The sequence below is a fragment of the Streptomyces sp. NPDC001544 genome (assembly GCF_042894285.1).
Classification (GTDB): domain Bacteria; phylum Actinomycetota; class Actinomycetes; order Streptomycetales; family Streptomycetaceae; genus Streptomyces.
This window is the reverse complement of record NZ_JBIAVN010000010.1, coordinates 267142-290519: the sequence shown is the minus strand read 5'-3', so window position 1 is coordinate 290519 and position 23378 is coordinate 267142. Positions and strand designations below refer to the sequence as shown.

The 23378-nt window shown below is 72.8% G+C and carries 23 protein-coding genes; 5 read left to right on the top strand and 18 right to left on the bottom strand.

The genetic code is table 11. The features are described from left to right. Positions 1–96: 96 nt before the first annotated feature. The 5 genes from ACFY0F_RS25620 to ACFY0F_RS25600 all read right to left on the bottom strand — a co-directional run bounded on the left by ACFY0F_RS25620 (position 97) and on the right by ACFY0F_RS25600 (position 5697). The gene (locus tag ACFY0F_RS25620) at positions 97–453 is read right to left on the bottom strand and encodes a YciI family protein (protein ID WP_388798610.1); all 357 of its coding nucleotides are present in this window, start codon (positions 451–453) and stop codon (positions 97–99) included. Between the two features lie 151 nt (positions 454–604). Next, positions 605–1972 carry a VCBS repeat-containing protein gene (locus ACFY0F_RS25615; RefSeq protein WP_388798607.1) on the bottom strand — a complete coding sequence of 456 codons (1368 nt, stop codon included), beginning with the start codon at positions 1970–1972 and terminating at the stop codon, positions 605–607. A 68-nt stretch (positions 1973–2040) separates the two neighbouring features. After that, the gene (locus ACFY0F_RS25610; protein ID WP_388798604.1) at positions 2041–3114 is read right to left on the bottom strand and encodes an LCP family protein; all 1074 of its coding nucleotides are present in this window, start codon (positions 3112–3114) and stop codon (positions 2041–2043) included. Positions 3115–3187: 73 nt separating this feature from the next. Beyond that, complete coding sequence (locus ACFY0F_RS25605) at positions 3188–4564, bottom strand: endo-1,4-beta-xylanase (protein ID WP_388798601.1); 1377 nt, start codon at positions 4562–4564, stop codon at positions 3188–3190. A 101-nt stretch (positions 4565–4665) separates the two neighbouring features. After that, entirely contained in the window at positions 4666–5697 is a 1032-nt protein-coding gene (locus tag ACFY0F_RS25600; protein ID WP_388798598.1) for a LacI family DNA-binding transcriptional regulator, read from the bottom strand. A gap of 111 nt (positions 5698–5808) precedes the next feature. On the opposite strand from ACFY0F_RS25600, the gene ACFY0F_RS25595 reads away from it, so the two are divergent. Then, on the top strand, positions 5809–8115 hold the full coding sequence (locus ACFY0F_RS25595) for a glycoside hydrolase family 3 N-terminal domain-containing protein (protein WP_388798595.1): 2307 nt from the start codon (positions 5809–5811) through the stop codon (positions 8113–8115). A 189-nt stretch (positions 8116–8304) separates the two neighbouring features. On the opposite strand, the gene ACFY0F_RS25590 is transcribed toward ACFY0F_RS25595, so the two are convergent. From ACFY0F_RS25590 to tsaB, 4 genes are read right to left on the bottom strand one after another with little or no spacing between them, the layout of a single operon-like run. Further along, positions 8305–8571 (bottom strand): hypothetical protein, encoded by a 267-nt coding sequence (locus ACFY0F_RS25590; protein ID WP_388798593.1) that lies wholly within the window; start codon positions 8569–8571, stop codon positions 8305–8307. Continuing rightward, positions 8568–9653, bottom strand: coding sequence for a tRNA (adenosine(37)-N6)-threonylcarbamoyltransferase complex transferase subunit TsaD (gene tsaD / locus ACFY0F_RS25585; RefSeq protein ID WP_388798590.1), 1086 nt, complete (start codon positions 9651–9653; stop codon positions 8568–8570). Before tsaD ends, ACFY0F_RS25590 begins: the two co-directional genes overlap by 4 nt. After that, the gene (gene rimI, locus ACFY0F_RS25580; RefSeq protein ID WP_388798588.1) at positions 9646–10176 is read right to left on the bottom strand and encodes a ribosomal protein S18-alanine N-acetyltransferase; all 531 of its coding nucleotides are present in this window, start codon (positions 10174–10176) and stop codon (positions 9646–9648) included. Before rimI ends, tsaD begins: the two co-directional genes overlap by 8 nt. Beyond that, entirely contained in the window at positions 10173–10829 is a 657-nt protein-coding gene (tsaB, locus tag ACFY0F_RS25575) for a tRNA (adenosine(37)-N6)-threonylcarbamoyltransferase complex dimerization subunit type 1 TsaB (RefSeq protein WP_388798585.1), read from the bottom strand. The genes rimI and tsaB overlap by 4 nt, the downstream gene beginning before the upstream one ends. 126 nt (positions 10830–10955) lie before the next feature. Here tsaB and ACFY0F_RS25570 point away from each other — a divergent pair, with 126 nt between their 5' ends. Continuing rightward, positions 10956–11504, top strand: coding sequence for a hypothetical protein (locus ACFY0F_RS25570; protein ID WP_388798583.1), 549 nt, complete (start codon positions 10956–10958; stop codon positions 11502–11504). 408 nt (positions 11505–11912) lie between these two features. Here ACFY0F_RS25570 and ACFY0F_RS25565 read toward each other — a convergent pair whose 3' ends face one another. The 7 genes from ACFY0F_RS25565 to ACFY0F_RS25535 all read right to left on the bottom strand — a co-directional run bounded on the left by ACFY0F_RS25565 (position 11913) and on the right by ACFY0F_RS25535 (position 18522). Beyond that, a complete protein-coding gene (locus tag ACFY0F_RS25565; protein WP_388798580.1) occupies positions 11913–12080 on the bottom strand; it encodes a hypothetical protein in 168 nt (55 codons plus the stop codon). 130 nt (positions 12081–12210) lie between these two features. Beyond that, on the bottom strand, positions 12211–12723 hold the full coding sequence (gene tsaE, locus ACFY0F_RS25560; RefSeq protein WP_388798577.1) for a tRNA (adenosine(37)-N6)-threonylcarbamoyltransferase complex ATPase subunit type 1 TsaE: 513 nt from the start codon (positions 12721–12723) through the stop codon (positions 12211–12213). Next, a complete protein-coding gene (locus tag ACFY0F_RS25555) occupies positions 12689–13960 on the bottom strand; it encodes an alpha/beta fold hydrolase (protein ID WP_388798574.1) in 1272 nt (423 codons plus the stop codon). Before ACFY0F_RS25555 ends, tsaE begins: the two co-directional genes overlap by 35 nt. Positions 13961–14048: 88 nt before the next feature. Then, positions 14049–15218 (bottom strand): alanine racemase, encoded by a 1170-nt coding sequence (alr, locus tag ACFY0F_RS25550; RefSeq protein ID WP_388798571.1) that lies wholly within the window; start codon positions 15216–15218, stop codon positions 14049–14051. Positions 15219–15277: 59 nt separating this feature from the next. Continuing rightward, positions 15278–16192: a L,D-transpeptidase family protein gene (locus ACFY0F_RS25545; protein WP_388798568.1), complete on the bottom strand. Its 915-nt coding sequence runs from the start codon at positions 16190–16192 to the stop codon at positions 15278–15280. A 100-nt stretch (positions 16193–16292) separates the two neighbouring features. Next, positions 16293–17726, bottom strand: a complete 1434-nt coding sequence (locus tag ACFY0F_RS25540; RefSeq protein WP_388798565.1) for an NAD(P)H-hydrate dehydratase — start codon at positions 17724–17726, stop codon at positions 16293–16295. A gap of 31 nt (positions 17727–17757) precedes the next feature. Next, on the bottom strand, positions 17758–18522 hold the full coding sequence (locus ACFY0F_RS25535) for a helix-turn-helix domain-containing protein (protein ID WP_388798562.1): 765 nt from the start codon (positions 18520–18522) through the stop codon (positions 17758–17760). 88 nt (positions 18523–18610) lie between these two features. Here ACFY0F_RS25535 and ACFY0F_RS25530 point away from each other — a divergent pair, with 88 nt between their 5' ends. Then, positions 18611–19600 (top strand): LLM class flavin-dependent oxidoreductase, encoded by a 990-nt coding sequence (locus tag ACFY0F_RS25530; protein WP_388798559.1) that lies wholly within the window; start codon positions 18611–18613, stop codon positions 19598–19600. Here ACFY0F_RS25530 and ACFY0F_RS25525 read toward each other — a convergent pair. Then, positions 19555–19926: a holo-ACP synthase gene (locus tag ACFY0F_RS25525; protein WP_388798556.1), complete on the bottom strand. Its 372-nt coding sequence runs from the start codon at positions 19924–19926 to the stop codon at positions 19555–19557. The genes ACFY0F_RS25530 and ACFY0F_RS25525 overlap by 46 nt on opposite strands. A gap of 35 nt (positions 19927–19961) precedes the next feature. Here ACFY0F_RS25525 and ACFY0F_RS25520 point away from each other — a divergent pair, with 35 nt between their 5' ends. Next, on the top strand, positions 19962–20315 hold the full coding sequence (locus ACFY0F_RS25520; RefSeq protein WP_388798553.1) for a VOC family protein: 354 nt from the start codon (positions 19962–19964) through the stop codon (positions 20313–20315). A gap of 43 nt (positions 20316–20358) precedes the next feature. Here the strand turns inward: ACFY0F_RS25520 and glmS are convergent, their stop codons facing one another. Further along, positions 20359–22206 carry a glutamine--fructose-6-phosphate transaminase (isomerizing) gene (gene glmS / locus ACFY0F_RS25515; RefSeq protein WP_388798550.1) on the bottom strand — a complete coding sequence of 616 codons (1848 nt, stop codon included), beginning with the start codon at positions 22204–22206 and terminating at the stop codon, positions 20359–20361. Positions 22207–22406: 200 nt separating this feature from the next. Here glmS and coaA point away from each other — a divergent pair, with 200 nt between their 5' ends. After that, positions 22407–23375 (top strand): type I pantothenate kinase, encoded by a 969-nt coding sequence (gene coaA, locus ACFY0F_RS25510; protein ID WP_388798642.1) that lies wholly within the window; start codon positions 22407–22409, stop codon positions 23373–23375. The last annotated feature ends 3 nt before the right edge of the window (positions 23376–23378 follow it).

Here is a 23378-nt window from a genome sequence, read left to right as displayed (position 1 = left end):
CGGTGGGGGCACCGCCCGCTCGAGCGAAGCCGAGAGTGGGGGAGGGCGTGCCAAGCCCCGCGTCTGCGGCATGATCCGCCGGACAGGCCCTAGGGCTCAGCCCTCGGCGATCTCCCGCACCTCGCAGGTCACGGTCCAGAACTCCTCGTGGACCTTCAGGAAGCGCTTGGTCCACTCCAGGGCCTCGGCCTTGTCCTTGCACTGCATGAGGGCGTAGCCGCCGATGACCTCCTTGGTCTCGGTGAAGGGCCCGTCGGTGACGGAGAGCTGCCCGTTCTCCCAGTGGACCCGGGTGCCCTGTGCGGTGGGGGTGAGCCCGGCGGTGTCGAGCATGACGCCGGCCTTGGTGATCTCCTCGATCAGTTCGCCCATCCGCTGCATCAGCTCGGGGCTGGGGCCCTCGGCGGGGGTGTTGTTCTCGTCGATCCGAATGAGCGAGAGGTAACGGGGCATGGTGACTCCTCGGTCGGACGGCGGGGGCTCTCCCCGCCTTCTCACCCCTGCGTCGAACGGGATCCGCCCGGATCGACACGGCCCCCGGAATTTCTCGGAGATTTTCTTCCGGGGGCCGTGACCCGGCGCTATGGGGGCCCGTGACCTGGCACTACTTGAGCTCGGCCCCGAACGCCGCCTTCGCGTACGGCGCCCCGACGCTCTTCGGGCCGAAGACGAGCGCCGCGTCCGTCGTCAGGCCCGTGGCGCCGCCCCGCAGCTCCCAGACGGCGCCGTTGCCGCCGTCCTCGTTCGTGGCGGCGGCCGACAGGTCGGCGTGACCGTTGCCGTCGATGTCGAGGAGCTGGACGGTCGCGCCGAAGACGTCGCCCGCCTCCGCGGTGCCGGGGACGCCCCGGGTGTTCTGGGTGAAGCCCTGCGCGCCCGTGCCGGTCAGGCCGGCGCGGCTGCCGCGCAGCACCTCGACCATGCCCTCGGCCCCGTTCTCGCCGGGCACGCCCACCGCCAGGTCGTCGATGCCGTCGCCGGTGATGTCACCGACGGCGACCGACCGCCCGAACTGGTCGCCGTCCTCGGTGGCGCCCGGAACACCGGGGGTGTTCTGCGAGTACGTCCGCCAGGTGCCACGTGCGCCCAGGCCGGCGGCCGAGCCGTAGGCGACCTGGACCTGCTCGTTCTCGTGGTCCCCGGTGACCATGTCGTCGTATCCGTCGCCGTTGAGGTCGCCGAACGCCACGGTGCCGGCGCCGTCGGGGGCGTCGGTCACGCGGGTGAGGCCGGCGGGGGTGCTCAGGTAGAGCTGGGTGCAGTGCACGCCGTCCCCGCAGTACTCGGACAGGGCCAGGTCCGCGCGGCCGTCGCCGTTGACGTCGCCGGTGGCGCCGTCGTGGACGTCGACGTACTGCAGGTCGGGGTCCATGGCGGAGGTGGCGGCCGGGGTGCCGGTCCGCTTCAGCGGTCCCTTCCACAGGGTCGCCTTGGTGCCGAGCGGGTCGTCGCCGGGCGAGAAGGCGGCGCTGAACAGGGCGAGGTCCAGGCGGCCGTCGCCGTCGAAGTCGCCGGTCTGGGTGTTGGTGGCGGGGACGGACGTGCCGCCGGACAGGCCGTGCGGGCCGCCCCAGACGACGACCGCCTTGGCGGACACGGAGGCGTCCCCGACGACCAGGTCGGCGTAGCCGTCGCCGTCCAGGTCGCCCTTGGAGAGCTGGAGGCCGAACTCCTGGCCCTTGACCGGGCTGCCCGGGACACCGGCCGTGGCCCGGCTGATGACGGTCCGCCGGCTGGTCGAGATGCCGTGCGGGCCGCCGTACATCACGGTCACGTAGCCCGCCTTGCTCTTGCCTCCGACGGTGCCGAGCGGGGCACCGACGGCCAGGTCGGCGTAGCCGTCGCCGTTGAAGTCGTCGCGGACGGGGACGGCTTGCTGGGACGCGGAGGCGATGGGTGCGGCGGTGCCGAGGGCGGTCAGGGCCAGGGTGAGCGGGACCGCCCAACGGGCGTGCGAACGTACGGAAAACACAGGTGTACCCCCCGGTTACGGTGACTCGGTCACCGCATGAGACCCACCGGCCTCGGTGAAGGTTGCCCTCAGCGCAGCGACTTCCACAGGGCGCTCGCCGCCGGTTCCTTCGCGACGACCCGGTTGGGGTCGGAGGGGGCCGGCAGGACCGGCATCATCACCGTCCTCACCCGGTCGTCGGACAGTTCCTCCAGGCTCTGCCCCAGGCGCATCAGCTCGGTCAGGGAGTTCAGGCCGGTGTCCGTCGTGAGGCTGCCGGTGATCGCGTCGGCCGCCCGGTAGAGCCTGGCCGGGTCGGTGAGGAGGTCGGTGGACCCGATCTGCTTCAGCAGGGCCTTCACCAGTTTCTGCTGCAGGCCTATGCGGCCGAGGTCGCTGCCGTCGCCTATGCCGTGCCGGGTGCGGGCGAGCCCCAGGGCCTGCTTGCCGTCCAGGTGGTGGGTGCCGGCCCTGAGGTGGAGGTGGCTCTTGTCGTCGTCGATGTCCGCGCCGGTGGTGACGGTGACGCCGCCGAGGGCGTCCACCAGTTTCGCGAAGCCGGCGAAGTCGATCCCGATGTAGTGGTCCATGCGGACGCCGGTGATCGACTCGACGGTCTTCACCGCGCACACCGGGCCGCCCACCTCGTACGCGGTGTTGAACATGGTGCTGTGGGCCACCGCCGTGGAACCGCCCGAGGGCAGCGGGCAGGACGGGCGGGTGACCAGCGTGTCCCGCGGGATGCTGACGACGGTGGCCCCGGTGCGGCCCGCGTCGATGTGCACGACCATCGCCGTGTCGGAGCGGGCGCCGGAGCTGTCGCCGCCGCCGAGTTCCTCGTCGGCCTTGCCGCTGCGCGAGTCCGAGCCGAGCACGAGGATGTTCAGTGCCCCGGTCGGCAGCGGGGACGGGGACGCCGAGGCGGACACGGACGGGGTGGTGACCGCCTTCGCCGGGCGGTTGTCGCCGAGCGCGCTGTCGATGTCGACGCTTTTGATGTTGTGGTCGAGGTGCCAGTAGGCCCAGCCCGCCGCCGCGCCGCCGAGGACCAGCACGGCGGCGAGGGTGAGGCCGGCGGCCCTCAGCACCGCCGGCCTCCGGCCTCCGTGTCCGCCCCCGGCGCCGCTCTCGCCGCTCTCGTCGTTCTCGCCGTGTCCCGTCACGGTCAGAAGGTAAGTGTGAATTATTAGGAGACTGTTAGCGGAAGCCGTACGAGCCGGATTTCTTGGGAGATTCTCATCCCAGGGTCACCGTGGGCACCGGATTGCCGCCGCTCCAGGACCCGTTGAACCCGAAGGTCACCGAACCGCCCTCCGGGACGGACCCGTTGTAGGAGGCGTTCACACAGGTCACGTGCGCGCCGGACTGGGTGCAGTCGGCGTTCCAGGCCTGGGTGATCTGCTGGCCCGCGCCGTAGGTCCAGCTCGCCTTCCAGGAGGACAGCGAGGCGCCGGCGCAGGAGATCTTCACCTGGCCGGTGAACCCGGTGTTCCACTGGCTGGTGACGCTGTACGTCGCCGTGCACGCCCCGTTCGTCGGCGGCGGGGTGGTCGAGCCGCCGAGCGCCTCCGCGATGCCGTGGTAGGCGGGCTTGGGGCTGTAGTTCTCGTCGTACGGGGTCGCGGCGCCGTAGCCGGGGAAGGTGCCCGGCACCCAGGAGTCGGAGTCGGCGAAGCCCCAGACGGTGACGTTGACGCAGCGGGTGACCGCCGCGCAGGCCGCGACGACCGACTTGAAGTCGGCGGCCTGCTGGGCGAGTTTCGCACTGTCGGCGGGCAGCGCCATCCGGATGTCCAGCTCGGTGATCGCCACGTCCACGCCCAGGTCGGCGAAGCGCTGGATGTTCTGCTGCAGGGTGGAGGGGACCTGCCCCAGGATCAGATGGGCCTGCAGACCGACGCCGTCGATCGGGACGCCCTGCTGCTTCAGGGACTTGACCAGGTTGTACAGGGCGTCGCTCTTGGCGTTGACGCCCTCGACGTTGTAGTCGTTGATGTACAGCTTGGCGTCCGGGTCGGCGGCGTGCGCCCAGGTGAAGGCGTTCGCTATGTAGCCGGAGCCGAGACCGCTGTACCGGAGGGTCGGGCGGTAGGTGCCGTCCTCGTTGAAGGCCTCGTTGACCACGTCCCAGGCCGCGATCTTCCCCTTGTAGCGGCCCACCTCGGTGCTGATGTGGTTCTGCAGCAGGGTGCCGAGCTGCGCGGAGGTCCAGTTCCCGTTCGTCAGCCAGCTCGGGTTCTGGTTGTGCCAGACCAGGGTGTGGCCGCGCACCTGCTGGTGGTGGGCCTGCGCGAAGGCGACGATCTGGTCGGCCTCGGCCCAGTTGAAGCTGCCCTGGGTGGGCTCGACCGAGCCCCACTTCATGGCGTTGCCGGGGGTGAGCGAGCTGAACTGCGACCCCGCGATGTCGCCGTAGGTGCCGGTGAGCTTGGAACCGGTGACCGCCGTGCCGATGATCTTGCCCTTGGCCGCCGCGAGGTCCCGCAACGGGGTGTCGGCGGCGTGGGCCGTCCCGGCGGCCAGCAGGGCGAGGGTCGTGGCCGCGCCGACGGCCGACGCGGTCAGGCGCGTGCGTAACGGGGTTCTGGCCGAGGAAGTTCTGGAGGTTCTCATGCGGGCGCCTCCGAAAGTTTCGGTCGTGTAACCGATTGACTTCGGTGGAGTGTGGGCGCGCCGTCATCACTCGTCAATACGTCAACTTCCGGCCACCGGTGTCACGGCGCGGGCGGGGCAGCCGTGCTGCTGCGCACGACGAGGCTGGTCGCCAGCTCCACCCGGGTGGCCGCCGTGGAGTCGTCGGCCCGCCCCAGATCGAGGACCAGCTTGGCCGCGGCCTCGGCCATCTCGGTCAGCGGCTGCCGTACGGTCGTCAGCGGCGGCCCCACCCAGCGGGCCACCGGCAGGTCGTCGAAGCCGACCACGCTCAGGTCCTCCGGGATGCGCAGCCCCAGCTCACGGGCGGCCTCGTACAGTCCGAGCGCCTGCAGGTCGTTGCCGGCGAAGACGGCGGTGGGCCGATCGGGGCGGCCGAGCAGCTCCAGGCCCAGCCGGTAGCCGGCCTCGTGGTGGAAGTCCCCGGCCTTGATCATCCCCGGGTCGACGGGCAGCCCGGCGGTCTCCAGCGCGGCCCGGTAACCGTCGACCCGGGCGCGGCTGCACATCATCCGGGAGGGGCCGCTGATCGCGCCGATGCGGGTGTGGCCGAGCTCGACGAGATGGCGGGTGGCGGCCAGGCCGCCCTGCCAGTTGGTGGCCCCGATCGAGGGCACGTCGGCGCCCGGGTCGCCGGCCGGGTCCATCACCACGAACGGGATGGACCTGCTGGTCAGCAGCGCCCGCTGGGACTCGTCGAGTCCGGAGAGTACGAGGATCACACCGTGCGGGCGGCGGGCGGCGACCTGGTCGGCCCAGGTCCGGCCGGGGGTGAGCCGCCCCGCGCTCTCGCTGAGCACGACGCTCAGCCCCGCGTCCCGGGCGACGTTCTCCACGCCCCGGATGACCTCCATCGCCCAGGCGCTCTCCAACTCGTGGAAGACCAGGTCGATCAGCGGGGACCGGGAGGCCTCGGCACGTCGCCGCCGGTAGCCGTAGGCGCGCAGCAGTTCCTCGACCCGGGTGCGGGTGGCGGGGGCGACGTCGGCACGGCCGTTGAGCACCTTCGAAACAGTCGGAGCGGAGACACCGGCCTGACGAGCGATTTCGGCGAGGGTCGCGGTCTGCGTTCCTACGGGCTTCGGAGGCTTCATGCCCGCGATCGTATCCCTGCGAGACCCCTTGACGAAGACCCTGCCCCGCCATAGATTCCCGGAACATTCGAGATTTTATCCGAAACATTCGTGAGCAGAGACGGGAGTTACATGACAACCGCTCCTTGGCGCGACTCCGCCCTGCCCGCCGCCACCCGCGTCGACGACCTGCTCGCGAGGATGACCCTGGAGGAGAAGGCCGCCCAGCTGTACGGCGTATGGGTGGGTGCCGCCACGGACGGCGGCGGTGTCGCCCCGCTCCAGCGCGAGATGACGGCCGACTACGACTGGGACGAGCTGATCACACTCGGCCTCGGCCAGCTGACCCGTTCCTTCGGCACCGCCCCCGTGGACCCGGCGCTGGGCGCGCAGGCACTGGCCCGCGCCCAGCGCCGGATCGCCGACGCGGGCCGCTTCGGCATTCCGGCGGTCGCCCACGAGGAGTGCCTGGCGGGCTTCACGGCCTGGGGCGCGACGGCCTACCCGGTGCCGCTGGCCTGGGGCGCGTCCTTCGACCCGCCGCTGGTCGAGGAGCTGGGCCGGCGCATCGGCGAGGACCTGCGCTCGGTCGGCGTGCACCAGGGGCTGGCCCCCGTCCTGGACGTCGTCCGCGACCCGCGCTGGGGACGGGTCGAGGAGACGATCGGCGAGGACCCGTACCTGGTCGGCACCATCGGCACGGCGTACGTACGGGGTCTGGAGTCGGCCGGGGTCGTCGCCACGCTGAAGCACTTCGCCGGGTACGCCTCCTCGGCGGGTGCGCGGAACCTGGCTCCCGTGCGGGCCGGGATCCGGGAGTTCGCGGACATCACCCTCCCGCCCTTCGAGATGGCGCTGCGCGAGGGCGGGGCGCGCTCGGTGATGGCGGCGTACACCGAGACGGACGGCGTCCCCGCGTCGGCGGACCCCGGCCTGCTGACCGGACTGCTGCGCGAGGAGTGGGGCTTCACGGGGACGGTGGTCGCCGACTACTTCGGCATCGGGTTCCTGCAGAGCCTGCACCGGGTGGCCGGCAGTGAGGCGGAGGCGGCCCTCCTGGCACTGGAGGCGGGCATCGACGTGGAGCTGCCCACCCTGAAGTGCTACGGAAAGCCGCTGGTGGCGGCGGTACGGGAGGGCACCGTCCCCGAGTCGCTGGTGGACCGGGCGGTCCGCCGGGTGCTGGTCCAGAAGTGCGAGCTGGGCCTCCTCGACGAGGACTGGCGGCCGGAGCCGTCCGGTCCGGTCGACCTGGACTCGGCGGCCAACCGGGCGCTGGCCCGGCGCCTGGCCGAGGAGTCGGTGGTGCTGCTGGACAACCCGGACGGCCTGCTGCCGCTGGCCCCGGACACCCGTGTCGCGGTGGTCGGCCCGCGCGCGGCCGACGCGCTCGCGATGCTCGGCTGCTACTCCTTCCCGTCCCATGTCCTCACCCACCACCCCGAGGTGCCGACGGGCATCGGCATCCCCACGGTCCTCCAGGCGCTGCGCGACGAACTCCCCGACGCCAAGGTGGCGTTCGCGGAGGGCTGCGGGGTGTCCGACCCGGACACCTCCGGCTTCGAGGAGGCGGTGGCCCGCGCGGCCGAGGCGGATGTGTGCGTGGCGGTGCTGGGCGACCGGGCGGGGCTGTTCGGCCGGGGGACCTCGGGCGAGGGCTGCGACGTGACGGACCTCGAACTGCCCGGTGTGCAGGGCGAGCTGCTGGACGCTCTGGTCGCCACCGGGGTCCCCGTGGTGCTGGTGCTGCTGACCGGCCGCCCGTACGCCCTCGGCCGCTGGCACGGCCGGCTGGCCGCCGTGGTCCAGGCGTTCTTCCCCGGACAGGGCGGCGGTGCGGCGGTGGCCGGAGTGCTGTCGGGCCGGGTGAACCCCTCGGGCCGGCTCCCGGTGAGCGTCCCACGCGTCCCGGGCGGCCAGCCGTGGACGTACCTCCAGCCGCCACTGGGTCTGGCGGACGAGGTCAGCAACCTCGACCCGACGCCGCTGTACCCCTTCGGGCACGGGCACACGTACACCGCGTTCGCGTGGGAGGACTTCACGGGCACCGACCCGGAGATCGGCACGGACGGGTCGTACGACATCTCGCTGACGGTCCGCAACACGGGCGACCGCGCGGGCGCGGAGGTCGTGCAGCTCTACCTGCACGACCCGGTGGCCTCGGTGACCCGTCCGGACGTCCGGCTGATCGGCTACCGGCGGATGTCACTGGAGCCCGGGGAGGCGGCCCGTGTCACCTTCCGCTTCCACACCGATCTGTCGGCCTTCACGGACCGCTCCGGCACCAGGGTGGTCGAACCGGGCGCGCTGGAGCTGCGGTTGGCGGCGTCCAGCGCGGACGTACGGCACACGGCACGGCTGAACCTCACGGGGCCGGTACGTCCGGTCGGCACCGACCGGCGGCTGCGGTGCGAGACGGACGTGACGGCGGCCGGCTGACACGAAAACACCCCCGCCCCCGAAGAATCGGGGGCGGGGGTGACATGGAGCGCCGGGCAGGCCTTGCACCTGCATTTCCCCGCAGGAAGCGGGGCGTCTTTCCTTGGACCACCAACGCACTGTGTCCGGGCCGTTGTTCCGGCCGTTCACATGTGATGATCATAGCCTATGGACGGGGGCTCGCGCCACTCAGCGGCCGGGTCCCCCGTCGACCGGCTCGAACCGCCACCGATGCACCGCCCGGGTGACCAGGCCTCCGTCCGGCTCGGGCAGTTCCGGCAGCTCCGCGTCGTACTCGGCGTCCCACCAGGTGATGACGAGGACCCGGTCCTGCGGGGCGCGGAAGGTCTCCCGGCGCAGCGGCTCCCCCGAAAGCCTCTGCGCCCGGGCCCATGCGAGCAGTTCCGCACCGCGCCCCGCCGCCGCGCGGGCCTCCCACATCAGGGCGACCGTCATGAGTAGAGGTTCTCCTCGCCGGCCTCGTGCACATGGTCGTGGCCGGGGACGTGCGGGTCGGTCACCGGCAGGGAGGAGTCCGCGGACAGGTCCCAGCTGGACGCGGACCGGCCGCGGGCCACCACCTCGGCGCCCAGTGCGGCCACCATCGCGCCGTTGTCCGTGCACAGCTTGGGGCGCGGGACGCGCAGCCGGATGCCGGCCGCCTCGCAGCGTTCCTGGGCGAGGGCGCGCAGCCGGGAGTTCGCGGCCACGCCGCCGCCGATCATCAGGTGGTCGACGCCCTCGTCCTTGCAGGCCCGCAGCGCCTTGCGGGTGAGCACGTCCACCACGGCCTCCTGGAAGGAGGCGGCCACGTCCCGGACGGGGACCTCCTCGCCGGCCGCCCGCTTCGCCTCGATCCAGCGGGCCACCGCCGTCTTGAGGCCGGAGAACGAGAAGTCGTACACCGGGTCGCGGGGACCGGTCAGGCCGCGCGGGAAGGCGATCGCCTCCGGGTCGCCCTCGCGCGCGTACCGGTCGATGACCGGGCCGCCGGGGAAGCCCAGGTTCAGCACGCGGGCGATCTTGTCGAAGGCCTCCCCCGCCGCGTCGTCGATGGTCGAGCCCATCGGGCGTACGTCCGAGGTGATGTCCGAGGACAGCAGCAGGGAGGAGTGGCCGCCGGAGACCAGCAGCGCCATCGTCGGCTCCGGCAGCGGGCCGTGTTCGAGCTGGTCCACGCAGATGTGGGAGGCGAGGTGGTTCACCCCGTACAGGGGCTTGCCGAGGGCGTAGGCGTACGCCTTCGCCGCCGAGACGCCGACCAGCAGGGCGCCGGCGAGGCCGGGACCGGCGGTCACCGCGATGCCGTCCAGGTCCTTCGCCAAGACGCCCGCCTCCTTCAGCGCGCGGTCGATGGTGGGCACCATCGCCTCCAGGTGGGCCCTGGAGGCGACCTCCGGCACGACACCGCCGAAGCGGGCGTGCTCGTCGACGCTGGAGGCGATGGCGTCCGCCAGCAGGGTGGTGCCGCGGACGATGCCGACGCCGGTCTCGTCGCAGGAGGTCTCGATCCCCAGCACCAGGGGTTCGTCAGCCATTGCTCTCTGTTCCTTGTTCGGAGGGGGAACCCGCGGCGGAGCCGCTGCCGGACTGCATGGTCAGGCGCATCACCAGTGCGTCCACGTTCCCCGGCTGGTAGTAGCCGCGCCGGAAACCGATGGGCTCGAAGCCGAAGCGCTCGTAGAGCTTCTGGGCGCGGACGTTGTCCACCCGGCACTCCAGCATGACCTCGGCGCACTCGAAGGCGGTGGCCGCGCGCAGCAGCTCGGTCAGCAGCCGGCCGCCGAGGCCGGTGCCCTGGCGGTCGCGGGCGACGGCGATGGTCTGGACGTCACCGAGCTCGCCCTGTGAGGCCAGGCCGGCGTAGCCGACGATCCGGTCGTCCTCCTCGGCGACCACGTACCGCCGGTTGGCCTCGGGGCCGCGGGAGTGGGCCAGCTCCGACCAGAACATGCCCCGGGACCAGGTGTCCTCGGGGAAGAGCTCCTTCTCCAGTTCCAGCACGGGGTCGATGTCCCACCAGCGCATCTCGCGCAGTCGGGGGGTCGCGGGTTCGGTCACTTCGGGGTGACCACCTTGTAGTTCTTGGGGACCTGCGCGTCGGGTCGGCGCAGGTACAGCGGCCGCGGTGCCTGGAGCTCCTCGCCCGCGGCCAGCTTCTCGGCGGCCAGCGAGGCGAGGGCGGCGGCGGAGACGTGCTCGGGTGCGTGCGCCTGCGGGAAGGTGGCGGGGTAGAGCAGCGCGCCCGCGCCGACGGCCGGCAGCCCGGCCACCCGCTCGGCGATGTCGGCGGGCCGGTCGACGGCGGGGTCCGTCAGCCGGGTGCGGGAGTCGGCGTAGGTCGCCCAGTAGACCTCCTTGCGGCGGGCGTCGGTCGCCACGACGAACGGGCCCTTCTCGATGTCGGCCGCGTAGGCGAGGGCGTCGAGCGTGCACAGGCCGTGCACGGGCACACCGAGGGCGAGTCCGAAGGTGTCGGCGGTCATCAGTCCCACGCGCAGCCCGGTGTAGGGGCCGGGTCCGATGCCCACGACGATCCCGGTGACGGCTTCGAGCTTCAGCCCGGCCTCGGCGAGTACGCGGTCGACGGCCGGCAGCAGCAGCTCGCCGTGCCGGCGCGCGTCCACCTGGCTCGAGGAGGCGATGACGGCCGTGCCGTCGTGCAGCGCGACGGTGACGGCGGGGGTGGCGGTATCCAGAGCGAGCAAGAGCACGCGAACAGCCTACGGCTCCGCACGGCCCGTGTCGGCCGTCCCGGTCAGGTGGTCACCGAGTGCTACCGTCTGCACAACGTTCTGTACGAAGTAGGACAAATAACACGAGACAGAGGTGGGCGACACGTGGCAGGGACCAGCTCGTCGATCGTGGCCGGGCTCACCGCGGCGGCCGTCGGGGCGATCGGCCTCCTCGCCTACCAGGCCTCGGCCACCGTCCCCGCCGGGCCCGGCAAGGCCCCGGCGAGCGCGTCGCCCCTGGCGAAGGTCCCCCGGGACAGACGGAACCCCCTGGCGCTGCCCGCCATGTCCGGATCGGGTGAACGCGTGGTGTACGCGATGGACGACGACCGGGTCTGGCTGGTCAGCGACCACAACCGGGTGCTGCGCACCTTCGGGGTGCGGCCCGGCAGCGTGGACCCGCTGCCCGGCGCGTACGTCGTCACGTCCCGCTCGAACGCGGTCACCGGCACCGACGGCACCCCCATCGAGCACGTCGTGCGCTTCACCAGCGTGGACGGGGTCACCATCGGCTTCAGCGCCGCGGTGGACCAGAACGCGGCCCAGGTGCCGGACCCCATGGTGCGGACGGGCGGGATCCGCGAGACACGGGCGGACGGGGAGGCGATGTGGATGTTCGCGACGATCGGGGTGCCCGTCATCGTGATGCGGTAGCCCTGCCGGGCGGATCGAGTGGTGGGGGCCCGACGGCTCGCCACCTTGCCACGACGGCGTGCGCCCGCGCCTCCCGGCGACGCAGGCACTCACCCGCCCCCGGACACCCCGCGCGTCCTGGCAGCCCCACGCACTCGCGCCTCTCGGCGACCCCGGACTCACCCGAACCGGGCTCCGGCAGTCTCGGCAACGCCACACGCCCGCGCCTTCCGGCGACGCAGAACGCACACGTCCCGTCCCGGCGACACCGAGCTCACCCGGCCCCAGGCACCCCGCGCCCCGGCAACGCCGTACTCCCGCACCCTCCGGCGGCGCCGAGTCCGTGTCGGCGGGCTCCGGTCGTGCGGTGTGAAGGCCGGGCGCGGGGCGCACTCGCCGGGGGCTCGGCTCGGGTCCACCCGGGCGTGGTCACGCCGCGTCGCGGTGCCGTCGTACCGGCTCCATCCGCTCGGGCTCGGGTTCCGCCGGTGGCCGGGAGATCACCGCCGCCGCCGCACAGGAGGCCAGCAGGTCGCGCATGGACACCCCGGCGGGCACGGGCGGCCGCCACGGCACCTTGGACTGAGAAGCGGGCATGGGGCGCCTCCTGAGGTGCGGGGGCGGACGTACTTAGGCAGACCTAACTACGGACTGGACACCATGTCACCACGGCTGCCAGGCCCGGCGCAATGTGTTGCCGACGGTTTGTCGGAACGTGTCGGCGGCGTCAGGCCGCCAGCGACTCCAGGTCCACGGACTCCCACCGTTCCCCGAGACCGGTGAGGGCCACCCGCCGCACTTCGTCGGTGGTGTCCCCGACGGTCCGGTGGATCACGACCTGCAACCGGTCCTCGGTGAGTTCCTCGACCTTGCCCTCGCCCCACTCGACGACGATCACCGACTCGGGCAGCGACACGTCCAGGTCGAGGTCCTCCATCTCGTCCAGGCCGCCGGACAGCCGGTAGGCGTCGACGTGGACGAGCGGCGGGCCGTCCCCCAGCGACGGGTGGACCCGGGCGATCACGAAGGTCGGCGAGGTGACCGCGCCGCGCACGCCGAGCCCCTCGCCCAGCCCGCGGGTGAGCGTCGTCTTGCCCGCGCCGAGCTCGCCGGTGAGCATCACCAGGTCGCCCGCGCGCAGCAGCTTGGCCAGGCGGCGGCCCAGTTCCCGCATCTGCTCCGGGGAGGTCACGGTCAGCTGGGTCTCAGCGGGGTTGTGCGGTGCTGCTGGTGCTTCCATAGCCACTTACGGTAGCCCCTGCGGGCACGGCACCCGCGCGGGTGAGCAGGTCGGCGAGGCGGTCGGTGACCACTTCCGGGTGTTCCAGGATGACCAGGTGCCCGGCGTCCGGTACGAGGACCAGCTCGGCGTCGGGCAGCAGGTCGGCGATGGCCTCGCTGTGCTCGCTGGGCGTGACCAGGTCCTGGACGCCGGCCAGCACGAGCACCGGCATGTCGGTGAAGCAGGCGAGGGCCTCGGTCTTGTCGTGGTCGGTGAAGGCCGGGTAGAACTCGGCGACCACGTCGATCGGCGTCGACTCGATCATGCGTTCGGCGAAGCGGGCGATCGCCGGGTCCACGTCCCGCCCGGCGAACGAGTACCGCTTGATGATCCCGGCGAACAGGTCGGCGGTGGCCCGTCGCCCCTTCTCCACCAGCGCCGCCTGCTGCCCGAGCGCCTTCAGCACTCCGGGGAGCACCCGGCGCACCGCGTTGACGCCGGCGACGGGCAGCCCGAAGTTGACCTCGCCGAGCCGCCCGGACGACGTGCCGACGAAGGCGGTGGCGACCACCCGGTCCCGGATCAGCTCCGGGTACTGCGCGGCCAGCGCCATCATCGTCATCCCGCCCATGGAGTGCCCGACCAGCACGATCTGGCCCTCGGGCGCGGCCGCGTCGATGACGGCCTTCAGGTCGCGGCCGAGCTGGTCGATGGTGAGCGGCACCCCGTTCTGGACCTGGTCCACGCCCCGCGCCGACCGGCCGTGGCTGCGCTGGTCCCAGTGCACGGTGCGTACGACACCGCGCAGGGCGGCGCGCTGGAAGTGCCAGGAGTCCTGGCTGAGGCAGTAGCCGTGGCTGAAGACCACGGTGACCGGGGCGGGCGCCTTGCGGCCGAACAGCCGCCGCCGGCGCGGGGAGAGGTTCGGGCCGCCGGTGTCGGGCTCGACGTCGTCGACCTCGTAGTACAACTCGGTTCCGTCGTCGGCGTGCGCCTTGCCCGGGGTGCCGCGCAGCGCCCCGTACGGCCCCGCCGAGTCCAGCGCCAGCCGGGCCTTCCTGCGCATCCCCCGGCCGACGGTCATCCGCTCGATGGCGACACCGGCGGCCGCGCCCGCGGCGAGCACGCCTATCGCGGCGCCGGCGAGGCCGGTCGCCCTGCGCCAGCCCCCGACCGCCCCCGCGGCGGAGGCGACGACGGCCGCCGCGGCGACATCCGCCACGTCGGCCACGACCTCCGCGCTGCTCTCGCTCACGTACCGCTCCTCATCACAACTGCTGCTGCGTCACAGGTGTCACCGTGGCCACACCACTCCGGGTGCCCACCGGTGCGGGTAACCCGTCCTACCGGTCTTGTTCCCCGTTCACATAGACGCGCGGAACACGCGTTCCGATCCGCGTGACGATTTCGTACGCGATCGTGCCGGACGCCTGCGCCCAGTCCTCCGCGGTGGGCTCGCCCCGGTCGCCGGGCCCGAACAGCACGGCCTGCGCCCCCGCCTCGGGCTCGTCTCCCCCGAGGTCCACCACGAACTGGTCCATCGCGACCCGTCCGGCGACCGTACGCCACTTGCCCGCGACCAGGACAGGGCCGCTGCCGGAGGCGTGCCGCGGGATGCCGTCCGCGTAGCCGACGGGCACCAGGCCGAGGGTCGTCTCGCCCGGGGTGACGTAGTGGTGCCCGTAACTGACCCCGTGCCCGCCCGGTACGTGCTTCACCAGCGCCAGCGACGCCGACAGGGTCATCACCGGGCGCAGTCCGAAGTCGGCCGGGGTGCCGAGTTCGGGGCTCGGTGAGATCCCGTACACGGCGATGCCCGTCCGCACGAGGTCGAAGTGGGCCTCGGGCAGCGTGAGGGTGGCCGGGGAGTTGGCGATGTGCCGCACCTCGGGGCGCACGCCGCGCTCCTCCGCGTACGCCAGCATCTCCCGGAAGCGGACGAGCTGGGCGTCGATCGAGGGGTGGCCGGGTTCGTCGGCGCAGGCGAAGTGCGACCACAGCCCGGTGATCCGCAGCAGTCCCTCGCGTTCGGCGTGCAGGGCCTCGGCGACGAGTTCGGCCCAGTCCGGACCCGGCTGGCAGCCGCCCCGGCCCAGCCCGGTGTCGGCCTTGAGCTGCACGCGCGCGGGGCGGCCGGCCTGCCGGGCCGCCGCGACGACCTCCCGCAGCGCCCACATGGCGCTGACCGAGACGTCGAGGTCGGCCTCGATCGCCTCCCGCCACGGCCCGCCCGGCGTCCACAGCCAGCACATGATCCGCCCGGGCAGCCCGGCCGCGCGCAGTTCGAGGGCCTCCTCGGGGGTGGCCGTGCCGAGCCAGCCCGCCCCGGCCTCGACGGCCGCGCGGGCGCAGGGCACCGCCCCGTGCCCGTACCCGTCGGACTTCACCACGGCCATCAGGGCCGACTCGGGCGCGCGGGCACGCAGCGTCCGCACGTTGGCCCGGAGTGCGGCCAGGTCGATCTCGGCGCGGGCGCGCAGGGGCGCGCTCGGCGCAGGTGCTCTTTCAGTCATGGCGCCCCCAGTGTCTCAGAGGCCCCCGAGAGCCCCCGGGCGCAGGCCCTCCGCACGGCCTACGAGCCGGGCCTGCGGCCCCACACGAATACCCGGTCGCCCTTGCGCAACACGCCCCACAGCCTGCGCGCGTCGGCCAGCTCGAGGTTCACGCAGCCCCAGGAGCCGACGGTGGTGTAGATGCTGCCGTAGACGGCGTGGAAGGCCTGGCCGCCGTCGAAGAACTGGGCGTACGGCATGGGCTGGTTGTACAGCGTCGACCAGTGGTTCTTGTGCCGCCAGTAGACGGTGTGCCAGCCGGCCCTGGTGGCGTACCCCTTGCGCCCGCTGCGCATGGGCACCGGCCCGAACAGCACCTTCCTGCCCTTCTGCACCCAGGTGAGCTGCCGGCTCAGGTCCACGCAGGCGACCCGGTAGGTCCGCACCGGGCACTTCCCGGCCGCGTTGGGGTTCTTCCGGGCCGAGATGAGCGTCATCCGCGCCCAGGTGACCGGGCCGGCGAACCCGATCGCGGGCTTGATCCCGTGCTTCTTCTGGAAGTTCCGGATGGCCTTGCAGTCGGCCGTGGACTGTCTGCCGTCCACCTTCAGCTTCAGCCACCGCTCGACCTGCCGCTGGTACGGCCCGGCCTGTCTGCTGCACGCCACCTTGGCGACGGCGTCACCGAGCGGGACGTACTCGATGAGGTCGTACGTCCCCGGCGCGGCCTCCCGCGGCTCCCTGGCGTTCTCGCGGGCGCTGGGCGTGTACACCTTCGGCGGCAGCATCTGGTCGGGGGTGTCGATCTGCCAGGGCTGGGCGGGTCCCGGGGCCACCCCGGGCACCAGGGGGGTCGACGGGCCGGAGGCCGGCGGTGCGGGGGTGGCGGCCCTCGGTGCGCGGGGCGCGGCCGAGGTGGTTCCGGCGGCCGGGAGGGCGGTGACGGCGGCCAGGAGCACGGCGACGCCCCGGTAAGCGATATGTCTGCTGATCACACCATCAGCCAAGCCGCCTGCTCCCCCGAATCCCGGCAGCCGCGCGGGGAGGTCACCCGAGGGGACTCAGGGGGCCCAGGAGGCCCAGAGGGCCTCGCGCTCAGTCGATCACGTCCCGCCAGGCCTCCGGGATGGCCGCCGCCACGTCGTGCGCCCCGGCCGGTGCCCCGTCCGCCGCGTACCGCCCAGCCAGGCCGTGCAGATACGCCGCCGCGCTCCCCGCGTCCAGCGCCGACAGCCCCGACGCCAGCAGCGACCCGGCCAGCCCCGACAGGACGTCCCCGCTGCCGGCCGTGGCCAGCCAGGGCGTCCCCGTGGCGTTCACCCGTACGGCCCCGCCCCCGGGGTCCGCGACCAGCGTGGTCGACCCCTTCAGCAGCACCGTCGCCCCGTACAGCAGCGCCAGCTTCCGCACGGACTCCAGCCGCGCGCCCTCGACCTCCTCGCGGGCCACCCCGAGCAGCGCCGCGGCCTCACCGGCGTGCGGGGTCATCAGCGTCGGCGCGGTACGGGCGCGTACGGCGTCCCGGTCGGCGAGGCGCAGCCCGTCCGCGTCGACGAGCACCGGCACGTCCGTCCCCACCACCTCGGCGACGGTGCCGGCGTCGTCCCCGGCGCCCGGCCCGACCACCCAGGCCTGCACCCGCCCCGCCTTGTGCGGGCCCTGGTCGGAGACGAGGGTCTCGGGGAAGCGGGCGATCACGGCGTCCGCGGCGGGCCCGACGTACCGCACGGCGCCCGCCCCGCCGCGCAGCGCCCCCGACACCGCGAGGACGGCCGCGCCCGGGTACCGCGCCGAGCCGGCCGCGATCCCGACGACACCCCGCCGGTACTTGTCGCTCTCGGCCGCCGGCCGCGGCAGCAGCCGGGCCACGTCCGCGTGCTGCAGGGCCTCCAGTTCGGCCTCGGGCGGCAGCTCCAGCCCGATGTCCACGAGGCGCACGGTCCCGGCGTACTCCCGGGCGGGGTCGACCAGCAGCCCCGGCTTGTGCGTCCCGAAGGTCACGGTCAGGTCGGCCCGGACCGCGGCCCCGCGCACCTCCCCGGTGTCCGCCTCGACCCCGCTCGGCAGGTCCACGGCGACGACCGCGGCCCGGGAGGTGTGGGCGGCCTCCGCGAGCGGCGCGGCGTCGGCGCGCAGGCCCCCCTTCCCGCCGATCCCGACGATCCCGTCGACCACGAGGTCGGCCCGGGCCACGAGGTCCTCCGCGGCCGCACCCGGCCCGGCGACGGTGCCGCCCGCCCGGCGCAGCGCCGCGAGGCCGCCGGGGTGGGTGCGGTCGGGACTGAGCAGGACGGCCGCGACCCCGGCGCCGCGCCGGGCCAGCCGGGCGCCGGCGTACAGGGCGTCGCCGCCGTTGTCCCCGCTGCCGACGAGCAGCACCACCCGGCTGCCGTACACCCGGCCGAGCAAGTCCGCACAGGCGGCGGCGAGTCCGGCGGCGGCCCGCTGCATCAGGGCCCCCTCGGGGAGCCGCGCCATGAGCTCACGCTCGGCTGTCCTGACCGTTTCCACGCTGTAGGCGGTACGCATGCGATCGAGTCTGCCCCGAACAAGCCCGGCATCACACCCCGGGCAGCGCACCCGTGGACGAGCCGGCGACAGCCGAGAGGATCGCGGCCGTCTCCGCGTCGGCGGGCAGGAAGGCCTCCAGTTTCAGTTCGGAGAGGGTCACGTCGACAGCGGTGGCGAAGGTCGTCACCGTCGTCGTCAGGTGCAGCTCGCCGTGGGAGGACCGCAGCCGCAGCGGGACGGCGAAACCGAGCTGCCCGGCCGACGGCTCCGGATCCGGGACGTGGGCGGCGAGTTCGGCGCGCAGCTCCGGCAGATGGTCCAGGCGGACCAGGATGTGACGCGCCCATTCCGCGAGGTTGAGGATCCGGGGGGCCAGACCGTCGGGGTGCAGCGCCAGACGGTAGACGTTGGCGCCGGGGCCCAGCAGTTCGGCGGCCGCTCCCTCGGTGATCAGGCCGAACGCGTCGTTCGCCGCGATCAGACCACCGCCGCGGTCCGTCACCAGCGCGGGGTACGGCAGGTGTCCGCGCAGGATGTGGTGGATCGCCGTGCGTACGGGAGCCAGCGCCGGGTCGTCGAGGGAGCTCTCGGGATAGGCGGGCGCGTACCCGGCGGCCAGCAGCAGCTCGTTCCGTTCCCGCAGCGGCAGTTCCAGCGACTCGGCCAGCCGGACGACCATGTTCCGGCCGGGAGCGGAGCGGCCCGACTCGATGAAGCTGACGTGCCGCTGGGTGGTACCCGCCCGCAGTGCCAGCTCCAGCTGGCTGACACGGGAGCGGGTACGGCGTTCACGGAGCGCACGGGCGATGTCCACGCCGCCTGTTGTAACGCCGAGGCGGGACTCCCGGCCATTCCCCGGAGGGAATTGTCGCCACCCCGCCCTCGTCGCCAGCATCATGGGCATGGACATCGGTGTACTGCTTCCGACCGGAACCGCCCAGTGGGACAAGGGCGACGATCCCCGTGAGCTGGTCGCCTTCGGCCGCGATGCCGAACGCGCGGGCTTCTCCTCCCTGTTCGTCAACGACTCCCTGATCACCCCGCGCGTCGAGGCCCTGACGATGCTGGCCGCGCTGGCCCCCGCCACGGAGACCGCGACCCTGGGGACGGCCGCGCTGCTGCCCTTCCTGCGCCGGCCGGTGCAGGCCGCCCAGTCACTGGCCTCGGTGGACCTGTTGTCCGGCGGCCGCCTGACCGTGGCCGTCGGCGCCGGCTTCCCGGGGCGTTTCGGCCGTCCCCTCTACACCCTCTCCGAACTCCCCTGGGAGCGCCGCTTCACCCGCCTGGACGAGACGGTGGCGCTGTGGCGGGCCGTCTGGGCGGGTGCCGACGCCTTCCGGGGCGACATCCTCCGGTTCACCGGCATCCCGCCCGGGACCAGGCCGTTCCGGTCCGGGGGCCCGCCCGTCTGGCTCGGCGGCGCCACCCCCGCCGCCCTGCACCGCACCGGCCGGCTGTACGACGGCTGGCTGCCCTACCCGCCCGACCCCGCCGACTACGCGACCGGCCTGCACGGCGTCCACAGGGCGGCGGCCGAAGCGGGCCGGGCGGCCGGGGACATCACCCCCGCCCTGTTCGTGTCGGTCCGCGTGGACGAGGACACCGAGACCGGCCGCCGGGCGCTGGACCGGTACGCGCACGCCACGTACGGCATGCCGCTGACGGACCTGGAGCGGATCCAGGCGGTCGTCGCCGGCTCCCCCGAACAGGTCGTCAGGGGACTGCGGAGCTATGTCGCCGCGGGCGCCCGGCACATCGTGGTCCGCCTGGGCGCCGTGGGCCTGCGCGCCCAACGCGACCAGCTGGAGCGTCTCGCCGCCCTGCTCCCGGCGGTGTGCGACGGCCGTCAGCCTTCCGCGATCACGACCGCCGAGGCGATTCCGGCGTCGTGACTCAGGGACACATGCCAGGACCGCACGCCCAGTTCGGCCGCCCGGGCCGCCACCGTCCCCCTGACCCGCAGCCGTGGCTGTCCGCTCTCTTCGACGTACACCTCCGCGTCCGTCCAGAGCAGCCCGGGTGGCGCGCCCAGCGCCTTGGCCACCGCCTCCTTCGCCGCGAAGCGTGCGGCCAGCGAGGCGATGCCCCGGCGTTCCCCGCTCGGCAACAGCAACTCGCCCGCGACGAACAGCCGGTTCGCCAGGTTGGGCGTACGGTCCAGGGACGCCCGGAACCGGTCGACCTCGGCCACGTCGATCCCGACACCGATGATGCTCATGCGGGGCAGCCTATGGGGCCGGCAGGATGGGCGGCATGGAACGTGTGCTGGGGATCGGCGGATACTTCCTGCGGGCCACCGACCCGGAGGCCCTGGGCGCGTGGTATCGCGACTGCCTGGGCCTGGACACCGACGAGCACGGCCTGTGGCGTCAGGAGGCCGGGGCGACCGTGTTCGCGACGTTCGAGTCCGGAACCGACTACTTCGGATCCCACGCCCAGCAGACCATGCTCAACTTCCGGGTCCGCGACCTGGACGCGATGCTCGCGCAGTTGCGCGCCAAGGGAGCGGACGTGGCCGAGGAGACCCAGGACATGGAGGGGGTCGGCCGCTTCGGCTGGGTCACCGATCCCGAGGGCAATCGGCTCGAGCTGTGGCAGCCCGCCTGACCGTCTCGTCATGCGGGCAGCACCCTGCCGGCCCCCGAACGGATCACTCCACCGTCACCGACTTCGCCAGGTTCCGCGGCTGGTCCACCTCGTTCCCCCGCGCCGTGGCCAGCTCGCAGGCGAACACCTGCAACGGCACCGTCGCCACCAGCGGTTGAAGCAGCGTCGGTGTCGCCGGGATCCGGATCAGGTGGTCCGCGTACGGCACGACCGCCTCGTCACCCTCCTCCGCGATCACGATGGTGCGCGCGCCCCGGGCCCGGATCTCCTGGATGTTGGAGACGATCTTGTCGTGGAGGACGGACCGGCCCCGGGGCGAGGGCACGACCACGACCACCGGCAGGTCGTCCTCGATGAGCGCGATCGGCCCGTGCTTCAGCTCGCCCGCCGCGAAGCCCTCGGCGTGCATGTAGGCGAGCTCCTTCAGCTTCAGGGCGCCTTCGAGGGCGACCGGATAGCCCACGTGCCGGCCCAGGAACAGCACCGTGTTCTTCCCGGCGAGGGACCGGGCCAGTGACCGTACCGGTTCCATCGTCTCCAGCACCCGCTCGACCTCACCGGAGATCTGCGACAGGTCGCGGATGACGGCCCCGATCTCGTCGCCCCACTTGGTGCCGCGGATCTGGCCCAGGTACAGCGCGACCAGGTAGCAGGCGACGAGCTGCGTCAGGAACGCCTTCGTCGAGGCGACCGCGACCTCCGGCCCGGCGTGCGTGTACAGCACCGCGTCCGACTCCCGGGGGATCGTCGAGCCGTTGGTGTTGCAGATGGCCAGCACCTTGGAGCCCTGCTCGCGGGCGTGGCGCAGCGCCATCAGGGTGTCCATGGTCTCGCCGGACTGGGAGATGGCGATGACCAGGGTCTGCGCGTCCAGGATCGGGTCCCGGTAGCGGAACTCGCTGGCCAGCTCCACCTCGCAGGGGATGCGCGTCCAGTGCTCGATGGCGTACTTGGCGATCATCCCGGCGTGGAAGGCCGTACCGCAGGCGACGATGACGACCTTGTCCACCTCGCGCAGTTCGGAGGCGCTGATCCGGACCTCGTCCAGGGTCAGTGAGCCGGCCGCGTCGATACGGCCCAGGAGGGTGTCCGCGACCGCCTTGGGCTGCTCGGCGATCTCCTTGAGCATGAAGTAGTCGTAGCCGCCCTTCTCCGCGGCCGACGCGTCCCAGTCGATGTGGTACGAGCGGACCTCCGCGGGCCGGCCGTCGAACCCGGTCACCGTCACGCCGTCGCGGCGCAGCTCCACCACCTGGTCCTGGCCCAGCTCGATCGCCGACCGGGTGTGGGCGATGAACGCGGCGACGTCCGAGGCGAGGAAGGCCTCGCCCTCTCCGACGCCCACCACCAGCGGGGAGTTGCGCCGCGCCCCCACGACCACGTCCGGCTCGTCGGCGTGCACCGCGACCAGCGTGAACGCGCCCTCCAGACGCCGGCAGACCAGCCGCATCGCCTCCGCCAGGTCGGCGGTCGCCGAGAACTCCTCCGCCAGCAGGTGGGCGACGACCTCGGTGTCCGTCTCGGACGACAGCTCGTGGCCCCGCTCGGCCAGTTCCGCCCGGAGCTGCGCGAAGTTCTCGATGATCCCGTTGTGGACGACGGCGACCCGGCCCGCGTTGTCCAGGTGCGGGTGCGCGTTGGCGTCCGTCGGGCCCCCGTGCGTGGCCCAGCGGGTGTGGCCGACGCCCGTCGAACCCGTGGGCAGCGGCCGGTCGACCAGTTCCTTCTCCAGGTTGACCAGTTTCCCGGCCTTCTTCGCGGCGGCCAGACCGCCGTCCGCCAGCACGGCGACGCCCGCCGAGTCGTATCCCCGGTACTCCAGCCTCTTCAGCCCGGCCATCACGACCTCGAGCGCCGACTGTGACCCCACGTAACCCACGATTCCGCACATGGGCCGCAGCCTACGGGCCGAAGCCCGCCGAAAACCGTCTCCGCGTGCCCGAAATCGGAATTTCCCGGGGCCGTTCCCACCGTCGTGCGACCGTTTACTGCCAAGTGCCCCACTGGCGCCGCGGCCGAGCGTGACCGAGCACACCCGCCACGCCGTTCAAACTCCGTTAACAATGGAATGTGATCTCTCCGGTCTCCTCGATGCCCCGGAGCGCCCACCGGCACAGGCCGGAGGCGACTCCCTACGTCGACCTCACCCGCTCCGAGTGGAGCGCGCTGCGCGACAAGACGCCGCTGCCGCTGACCGCCGAGGAGGTGGAGAAGCTGCGCGGCCTCGGCGACGTCATCGACCTCGACGAGGTGCGGGACATCTACCTGCCGCTGTCCCGGCTGCTCAATCTCTACGTCGGCGCCACGGACGGGCTGAGAGGGGCGCTGAACACGTTCCTCGGCGAGCAGGGCTCCCAGTCGGGCACGCCCTTCGTCATAGGGGTCGCGGGTTCGGTCGCCGTCGGGAAGTCCACCGTCGCCCGGCTCCTGCAGGCACTGCTGTCCCGCTGGCCCGAGCACCCGCGGGTGGAGCTGGTGACCACCGACGGTTTCCTGCTGCCCACCCGGGAACTCCAGGCCCGCGGACTGATGTCGCGCAAGGGCTTCCCCGAGTCGTACGACCGCCGGGCGCTCACCCGCTTCGTCGCCGACATCAAGGCCGGCAAGGACGAGGTGACGGCGCCCGTCTACTCCCACCTGATCTACGACATCGTGCCCGACCAGCGGCTCACCGTCCGGCGGCCCGACATCCTGATCGTCGAGGGCCTTAACGTCCTGCAGCCCGCGCTGCCCGGCAAGGACGGCCGCACCCGCGTCGGTCTCGCCGACTACTTCGACTTCAGCGTGTACGTCGACGCGAGCGGCGAGGACATCGAACGCTGGTACCTCAACCGGTTCAGGAAGCTGCGCCAGACCGCCTTCCAGAACCCCTCCTCCTACTTCCGCAAGTACACGCAGGTGTCCGAGGAGGAGGCCCTCGACTACGCGCGGACGCAGTGGCGGACCATCAACGAGCCCAACCTGACGGAGAACATCGCCCCCACCCGGGGCCGCGCGACCCTCGTCCTGCGCAAGGGCCCGGACCACAAGGTGCAGCGGCTGAGGCTGCGCAAACTCTGACCG